7 protein-coding genes are annotated in these 6,955 nt (G+C 67.3%); 2 read left to right on the forward strand and 5 right to left on the reverse strand.

Going from position 1 to position 6,955, the window contains the following annotated elements:
- Positions 1–56: 56 nt before the first annotated feature.
- Positions 57–920 (reverse strand): diaminopimelate epimerase, encoded by an 864-nt coding sequence (gene dapF, locus ACFCV3_RS41485; protein ID WP_376040724.1) that lies wholly within the window; start codon positions 918–920, stop codon positions 57–59.
- Between the two features lie 25 nt (positions 921–945).
- Here dapF and ACFCV3_RS41490 point away from each other — a divergent pair, with 25 nt between their 5' ends.
- Positions 946–1,227, forward strand: a complete 282-nt coding sequence (locus ACFCV3_RS41490) for a hypothetical protein (protein WP_376040726.1) — start codon at positions 946–948, stop codon at positions 1,225–1,227.
- Here the strand turns inward: ACFCV3_RS41490 and ACFCV3_RS41495 are convergent.
- From ACFCV3_RS41495 to ACFCV3_RS41510, 4 genes are read right to left on the reverse strand one after another with little or no spacing between them, the layout of a single operon-like run.
- A complete protein-coding gene (locus ACFCV3_RS41495; protein WP_376040729.1) occupies positions 1,214–2,764 on the reverse strand; it encodes an amidohydrolase family protein in 1,551 nt (516 codons plus the stop codon). The two genes, ACFCV3_RS41490 and ACFCV3_RS41495, sit on opposite strands and share 14 nt — an antisense overlap.
- Positions 2,761–3,870, reverse strand: a complete 1,110-nt coding sequence (gene menC, locus ACFCV3_RS41500) for an o-succinylbenzoate synthase (protein ID WP_376040732.1) — start codon at positions 3,868–3,870, stop codon at positions 2,761–2,763. Before menC ends, ACFCV3_RS41495 begins: the two co-directional genes overlap by 4 nt.
- 27 nt (positions 3,871–3,897) lie before the next feature.
- Positions 3,898–4,545, reverse strand: a complete 648-nt coding sequence (locus ACFCV3_RS41505) for a MurR/RpiR family transcriptional regulator (protein WP_376040735.1) — start codon at positions 4,543–4,545, stop codon at positions 3,898–3,900.
- On the reverse strand, positions 4,542–5,441 hold the full coding sequence (locus ACFCV3_RS41510; RefSeq protein WP_376040737.1) for a hypothetical protein: 900 nt from the start codon (positions 5,439–5,441) through the stop codon (positions 4,542–4,544). The genes ACFCV3_RS41505 and ACFCV3_RS41510 overlap by 4 nt, the downstream gene beginning before the upstream one ends.
- Before the next feature lie 110 nt (positions 5,442–5,551).
- Here ACFCV3_RS41510 and ACFCV3_RS41515 point away from each other — a divergent pair, with 110 nt between their 5' ends.
- Entirely contained in the window at positions 5,552–6,733 is a 1,182-nt protein-coding gene (locus ACFCV3_RS41515; protein WP_376040739.1) for a M20/M25/M40 family metallo-hydrolase, read from the forward strand.
- Positions 6,734–6,955: the final 222 nt, after the last annotated feature.

A 6,955-nucleotide genomic window follows, 5' to 3' on the forward strand; every position in this document is an offset into this window, starting at 1 on the left:
CTTCCATGGTGGCACGGGCCCCCAGTACAGGCGACCCGATTAACCACGTCAACGCCTCAACCGTTGCCTGAATTCCCGTTCAGCCAGGCGCGGTCGAAGTCGCCGCGGGCGTGCAGGACGGCCGGTCCGGTCAGTTCCAGGTGGTTGTCTTCACGCCAGGTGACGGTCACTTCACCGCCTGGTACGCCGATGCGGTACGTGACCGGGAGTGCCTGACCAGCTTGTTTCGCCGCTGCCACGGTCACCGCACAGGTCCCCGTGCCGCAGGAGCGGGTCTCCCCCGAACCACGCTCGTGGACACGCATGTCCACGTCGTACGGACCACGCCGTACGACGAACTCCAGGTTCACGCCGTGCGGGAACGCCTCCTGCGGCGACCAGCTCGGCTGGTCGCACAGGTTGCCCGGCTCACTCAGGTTGTCGATGAAGGCCACCGCGTGCGGATTGCCCATGTCGACGTGCAGAGCGGGCCACTGGTGACCGTTGGCGGTGACAACGATTCCGGCAGGGCCGGGAAGCGTGGGCTCGCCCATGTCGACGGTGAGCGTGCCATCGTCGTTCTGGACAACGTCCTTGACCCCTGCGCGCGTGCCGACGCGGACTGGCTTGTCATCGATCAGACCGGCGTCTGCGAGATACCGGACGAACACCCGGACGCCGTTGCCACACATCTCGGCAATAGACCCGTCCGCGTTGCGGTAGTCCATGAACCAGTCGCCGCCGTCCTCGACGTACGTCTGGCTGGTGCCTTTGAGGACCCGCAGTACGCCGTCCGCACCGAGGCCGGCGTGGCGGTCGCAGAGGAACTGCACCAGCGTCGCGTCCAGGTCCCCGTGGACCGTGCCGTCGGGGTCGGGAAGGATCACGAAGTCGTTCTCCGTGCCATGGCCTTTCAGCCAGGGGAATGTGGTGCTCCTCATGGAGTAGATCGTACGGTGTGGAGCTATGGAGCTGATCGCCTACTTCTGGGAGCAGGAGGACGCCTCGTCGGTCGCTGCGCAGTTGGACGGCGTCGTACGGCGAGAGCGGTTCCACGGCGAGGACGACGACGAGGACCACCCGTGGGTCGTCGTACTGGGTGCTGGGGTGGACCGTTCTGCCCTCGACGCGTTGCTGGCTGCACATGACGGTTGGCTCGAGGACGCTTGGCTTGAGGCTGCGTCGGAGGGGCCGGTGGCGTCTCCCCCGCCGTTGCCCAGTGAGCCGCAGCGCTTTAAGACCCGGTGAGGACGCGGCCGGGCTGCATGCCTGTCGGTACGCCGTGGGCCAGCACCGACTCGCCTGCCACGAGCACGTGCTCGACACCCACCGAGAGCTGCCAGGGATCTGCGTACGTCGACCGGTCCGCGATCTGATCGGGGTTGAAGACGACGACGTCGGCTACTGCGCCCGGCTTGAGGACACCGCGATCGGTCAGCCCGAGACGCGCGGCCGGAAGACCTGTCATCCGGCGGACTGCCTCGGGGAGAGTCAGTACCTGCTGCTCTCGGGTGTAGTGGCCGAGGACGCGCGGGAACGTGCCGAAGTTGCGTGGATGCGGGTGTCCGGGGCCAGTGGCGTCCAGGATCCAGCCGTCGCTGGCGATGCTGGTGCAGGGGTGTTGTAGGACGGTCACTACGTCCTCGGGGCTCATGGCGTGGTTGACCACGCCGACTGCGGCGTGGTGGTGCTCCAGCACTCGGCAGACCGCCTCGGCGGCATCCACGTTGTCTGCTTGGGCTATCTCGGCCAGCGAGTGGCCGCGTGCGTCGAAGTAGCGGCCCGGCGGGAGGGTTGCGATCACTACCGCGGTTGGATCGAACAGGTCTGAGGTGCGGAGCGCGTGGGTGATGCGGTCGCGCGTCTTGGGGTCGTTGAGTCTCGCGAGGAGTGCCAGAGTGCCGCCGTCCATGGCCCAGATCGGGAGCCGGGTGGTGAGCGTCGTACTGGTGGCTGTGTACGGGTAGGCATCCCAGGTGACGTCAACGCCGTCCGCACGGGCCTGGTCGAGTTGGTCGAGCGCAGCGGCGACCAGTCCGTGGTTCGGCGCGCCAACGGCTTTCAGGTGGGAGATCTCGAGACGCGCTCCCCCGGCGCGTGCTGCGGTCACAGCCTCGTCCAGGGCTTGGAGGAGGTCTGTGCCCTCGTTGCGGATGTGCGTTGAGTACAACAGTCCGCACTCCGCCGCTGTGGCGACCAGCGCCGCCACTTCGGCCGGATCGGCGTACGCACCCGGCGCGTAGATGAGCCCCGTGGAGAACCCGACCGCACCCTGGTCTGCTGCTTCGCGGAGGAGGTCTTGCATGCGGCGGAGCTCTTCGGGTGACGGTGGGCGTTTGGCGCTGCCCATCGCCGCGATGCGGAGTGTGCAGTGGCCGACTTGCAGGGCGACGTTGATGGCGGCAGTGACACCTTGCGCGAAACCTGCTGTGTCTCGCCAGGACCAGTCGTGTTGGGCACCGAGGAAGGCTGCGCCGGTCCGGAGTTCGTCGAGCTCGGTGATCGGGAACGGTGACCAGCCACAGTTGCCGGTGAGGACGGTGGTGACGCCCTGGTGGAGTTGGGTCGTTGCGGCCGGCGACGTACGGACGGTGAAGTCTGCATGCGAGTGCAGGTCGATGAAGCCCGGCGCGACGATGTTGCCCTGCGCATCGATCAGCTCGGCGTCCACGGTGGTGCCGGGCGGGAGCAGGTCGACGATGCGGTCGCCGTCGATCAGCACAGAGAGCGCTCTCTCCGCGGCGCCGGTACCGTCCAGAACGTGGCCGTTGACGATCGCTCTCATGCGGTGAGCTCGCTGCTGGCGATCGTGTTGGCGGCGATGAAGCCTGTGTCGACCTGGTGACCGAGGCCCGCGGTTGCCGGGACCTGTACGACGCCCTGGGTGGCAACGACGGGTGGGGTGATGACGTCCTGGGCGTAGTACTTCGCGGAGGCCGAGACGTCGGAGGGGAGCGTGAATCCGGGGAGGCTGGAGAGCGCGACGTTCGCCGCTCGGCCGATGCCGAACTCGTGCATGCCGCCGCACCAGATCGGGATCCCGGCCTGGTGCGCGAGATCATGCGCAGCTCGAGCGGCGGTGAGACCGCCCATCCGGGAGATCTTGATGTTCAGGATCCGGAGTGCGTCCAGAGAGAGCGCGATCTTGAGATCATCGATGGTCTCGATGCTCTCGTCGAGGCAGATCGGGGTGCTGATCTGCTGCTGGAGACGCGCATGGGCGAGCAGATCCCGCGGGGCGAACGGTTGCTCGATCATCGTCAGGCCGAACTCGTCCAGTGCTTTCAGTTGAGATGAATGCTCCTCGGTGTAGATGCCGTTCGCGTCGACATGGAGATCCAGTTCGGGGTGGGCGGAGCGGACTGCGCGGACCGGTTCGACGTCCCAGCCCGGCGCGATCTTGAGTTTCACGCGGGGATATCCGGCCGCGAGATGCCGCTCGACCTCGGTGAGCAGATCGTCGATCGTCGGCTCGATACCGAGCGAGACACCGGCCACGACCTCGCTCCGGGTACCGCCGAGCGCCGCGGCCAGCGGAACGTCGTTGCTCGTTGCCCAGAGCACCCATCCCGCGACGTCCAGACCCGACTTCGCGAACTGGTTGCCGCGCACCTTCGCCCACAACTGCGGAACCTCCTCGGGCCGCTCCCACTCCTTACCGAGGATCGCGGGCACGAGATAGCGCTCTCCGACGAGCCAGCAGGTCTCGACGGTCTCGGGCGCGTAGTACGGGTCGGACGGCGAGGCGATCTCTCCCCAGCCCACGGCACCGGATTCGTCGGTCAGTTCGACCAGGATGTGGTCGAGCAGGCTCTTGCCGTGAGAACTGGTCCGGAACTCGTGCACCAGCGGCAACCGGACCCGGTGCAACCTGGCCGCGACGATCTTCATGACGTTCCTCTCAACTGATGTCCGGACTCAACTGATGTACAGGCCCAGCTCGGTGTTCAGGCGATCGCGTTCTCCGAGCCGCCGGCGGGCGCCTTTGGCGCTGGCGGTCGTGAGCGTCGCGAGAACGTGCAGGACGGAGGCGATCACGGTCGGCGAGTCGACGTACGACGCGCTCCCGGTGGCGACGTAGATGCACTGATCCGCGACCGCTGCCAGCGGAGCGTCCTCGAAGTCGGTGACGACGACGAGTTCACCGCCGGCCTCCTTGAAAGAACGCGCGATCTCGACCGTGTCCCGGCGGTACCGGCGCAGCGAGAACGCGACCATCAGATCGCTCGACCGGACATCGGACAGTACGTCGACTGCCCGCACGACGGTCCCGTCGACGAGTGTCACCTGGGACAGGCCGGCACTGAGGTCGAAGGCGAGCAGCGACGCGTAGGAGAACGACTTCGCCGAACCGACCACGAACCGCCGCCGCGCCGCGACGATCCGAGCCGCAGCCAACGCGATCGCGTCGTCGGCCAGGATCTTGTCGAGCGCTTCCTCGATCGAGGCCCGCTCCTGCTCGATCACGCGCCGCTGGAGCAGCGTCGACGACCGCCGCTGCAACCGCGCGTCGTACCGGTCCTGGGGACTCGCGAGTTCGCGGTTCCGCTCCTCGTCGGCGCTCATTCGGCTGCTCCGAACAGGTACGACGCAGTGTGCTCGTCGTCGCGACGGATGCCGGTGGCAACGAGTCCCTTGGCCAGCAGCTCGGCGAACTCGTCCCGCACCCGCGCAATCACCGCCGCAGTCACCGCAGCCCGGTCCGCCGGAATGCCGACGCAGGCAACCGGGTCCCGACGAGGCTCTGGGCCCGGACTGGGCTCGAGGCCTAGGCGGGGCTCGGCGTCCAGACGGCGGTCGAACTCCTGGCGGGCATCGGATTCCGGGCAGGGCTCGGATTCCTGGCGGGCTTCGAAGTCCGGACGGCGGTCGAGGTCCTGACGGGCATCAGAGTTCTGACGGGCATCGGAGTCCTGATGGGGGTCGAGGTCCCGACGGGCGCCGAAGTCCTGCATGCGCTCGGGATCCTGACGGAGGGGTTCCGTTGTCAGGTTCCATTCGACGACCAGGCGGTCGGTGCCGGGGCCGTAGAGATCCGGGGCGTACCAGCGACCACGGGCGCCGAGAACGTTCAGGTTGAAGTGCGCGTTGCGCAGCTGGAACGGATCGTACGTCCAACGCATCCGGGTCATGCCGTGGGCCAGCGCCACCTCGCGCTGGGCGTACTTGAGCATCCGCCCAAGACCGCGGCCCTGCAGATCAGCGGCCACTACAGCTGACTGGGAATAGTGGTAGAGAGCGCTCTCTGAGATACCCGGGAATCCGTAGGCGAACGCGACCAGGCGCTCGGCCGCATCCAGAACGCCGACCACGGATCCGCCGTTGCCGGCCAAGGCAGCGAGCAACCGGGGATTGAGTCCGTGATCCGGCTGCTGGTAGCCGAACACCGCGCGATACAGCGCCGCGGCCTCGGCGTACTGCTCGGGGGTCCGCAGCGAGACCGCCCTGAAGTCGTCGGGCACTGCACGCGCTCCTCTCGAAGATACGGAACGGATCATGTCCGCCATACGAGTAGAACTCGTGTTCACTGAGCCCGTCAATCGACGACCGGATGATGATACGTTCACTATCCATGGATCTCCCGCTCATGATCGACCGCCTCCGCAGCTACGTCGAGGACGAGACACCGACCGGCGATGTCGCTGCCCTGAACGCGTTCGCCGACCGCCTCGTCCAGCGCTACACCGAACTAGGCGCCACCGCTCGCCGAATCCACAGCGCCACCGGCGATCACGTAGTCGCGGACTTCCCAGGTCGGGGAGCGCTCTCCGAGGCGGCACCGGTGCTGTTTCTCGCGCACCACGACACCGTATGGCCGGTCGGACAGCTGGCCGACGCGATGCCCTGGCGGCTGCAGGACGGAGTAATCCACGGCCCCGGGGTATTCGACATGAAGGGCGGACTCGTGATCCTGGAGACCGCTCTCGCCGAACTCTCCAGAAACGCGATCTCCAGCAACGCGATCTCGGGAAGCATGATCTCGGGAAACGAGCTCTCCGGACGGCGGTTCTCCGGTGCGGATCATCGGCCGGTGCGGGTGATCGTGGTGGCGGACGAGGAGGTCGGGTCGCCGTCGGCGCGGGAGTTGGTGACGGCGGAGTCGGCCGGGGTGGTGGCGGCGTTCGGGCTCGAGCCACCGCATCCGAACGGGGATCTCAAGACATCGCGCTGGGGCAGCACGCGGATCCGGATCACGGTCACCGGACGCGAGGCGCACGCGGCACTCGACCCGGAGAGCGGTATCTCGGCGATCGACGAACTCGTCGACCAGCTGATCGCGGTGCGTTCGGTGGTCGCGCGGCACGAGCACGTTCTCTGCAACGTGGGCACGATCGAGGGTGGCGGGCGGACGAACGTGGTCGCCGGGTCGGCGTGGGCGGATGTCGGGTTCCGCTTCATGGATCCCGAGACCGAGAGCGCCGTACTGGAAGCAGTCACCGCACTGCCCGCACTGCGAGCCGGGGCCGTTGTCGAGGTGAAGGTGATGTCCAACCGGCCGGCCTGGCAGCCCTCGGCGGCAACAGAAGCCCTGCTCGCGAAGGTGATTGCGGCTGGAGACTCGCTCGGTCAGCAGGTAGGCGGAGCGGCCGCATCAGGCGCGGCGGACACCAACCTGACCGGCTGGCTCGGAATCCCCACGCTCGACGGCCTCGGCCCGGTCGGCAAAGGCGCCCACGCCGTCCACGAACAAGCAGTCGCCACCAGCCTCGCCGAACGAGCCGCCCTCGTCGCCGCCATCATCACCACGATCTGATTCGGCAGCCCCACGAGCTAACTCCTTCGCCGTCCCGAGCCTTCCGACCGTCATCGATGGCGGCGATCGCCACACACAATCCCTTGCACACAAGGGGATTTGCCCCGTTATCGTTTCGTGACTATAATCGAACACATGTTCGAGGAAGCGCTGTCCCTGCTCTCGACGGCCGACCTGCTGGAGTCGGCCGCCGAGGAGCGTGCGGCCGAGCAGCGATCGGCT

The sequence above is a fragment of the Kribbella sp. NPDC056345 genome (assembly GCF_042262745.1).
In the GTDB taxonomy this organism is placed as follows: domain Bacteria; phylum Actinomycetota; class Actinomycetes; order Propionibacteriales; family Kribbellaceae; genus Kribbella.

Coding starts and splice junctions, on each gene's coding strand:
- ACFCV3_RS41490 (WP_376040726.1), top strand. CDS start 946: ATGGAGCTGATCGCCTACTTCTGGGAGCAGGAGGACGCCTCGTCGGTC.
- ACFCV3_RS41495 (WP_376040729.1), bottom strand. CDS start 2,764: ATGAGAGCGATCGTCAACGGCCACGTTCTGGACGGTACCGGCGCCGCG.
- dapF (WP_376040724.1), bottom strand. CDS start 920: ATGAGGAGCACCACATTCCCCTGGCTGAAAGGCCATGGCACGGAGAAC.
- ACFCV3_RS41515 (WP_376040739.1), top strand. CDS start 5,552: ATGGATCTCCCGCTCATGATCGACCGCCTCCGCAGCTACGTCGAGGAC.
- ACFCV3_RS41505 (WP_376040735.1), bottom strand. CDS start 4,545: ATGAGCGCCGACGAGGAGCGGAACCGCGAACTCGCGAGTCCCCAGGAC.
- menC (WP_376040732.1), bottom strand. CDS start 3,870: ATGAAGATCGTCGCGGCCAGGTTGCACCGGGTCCGGTTGCCGCTGGTG.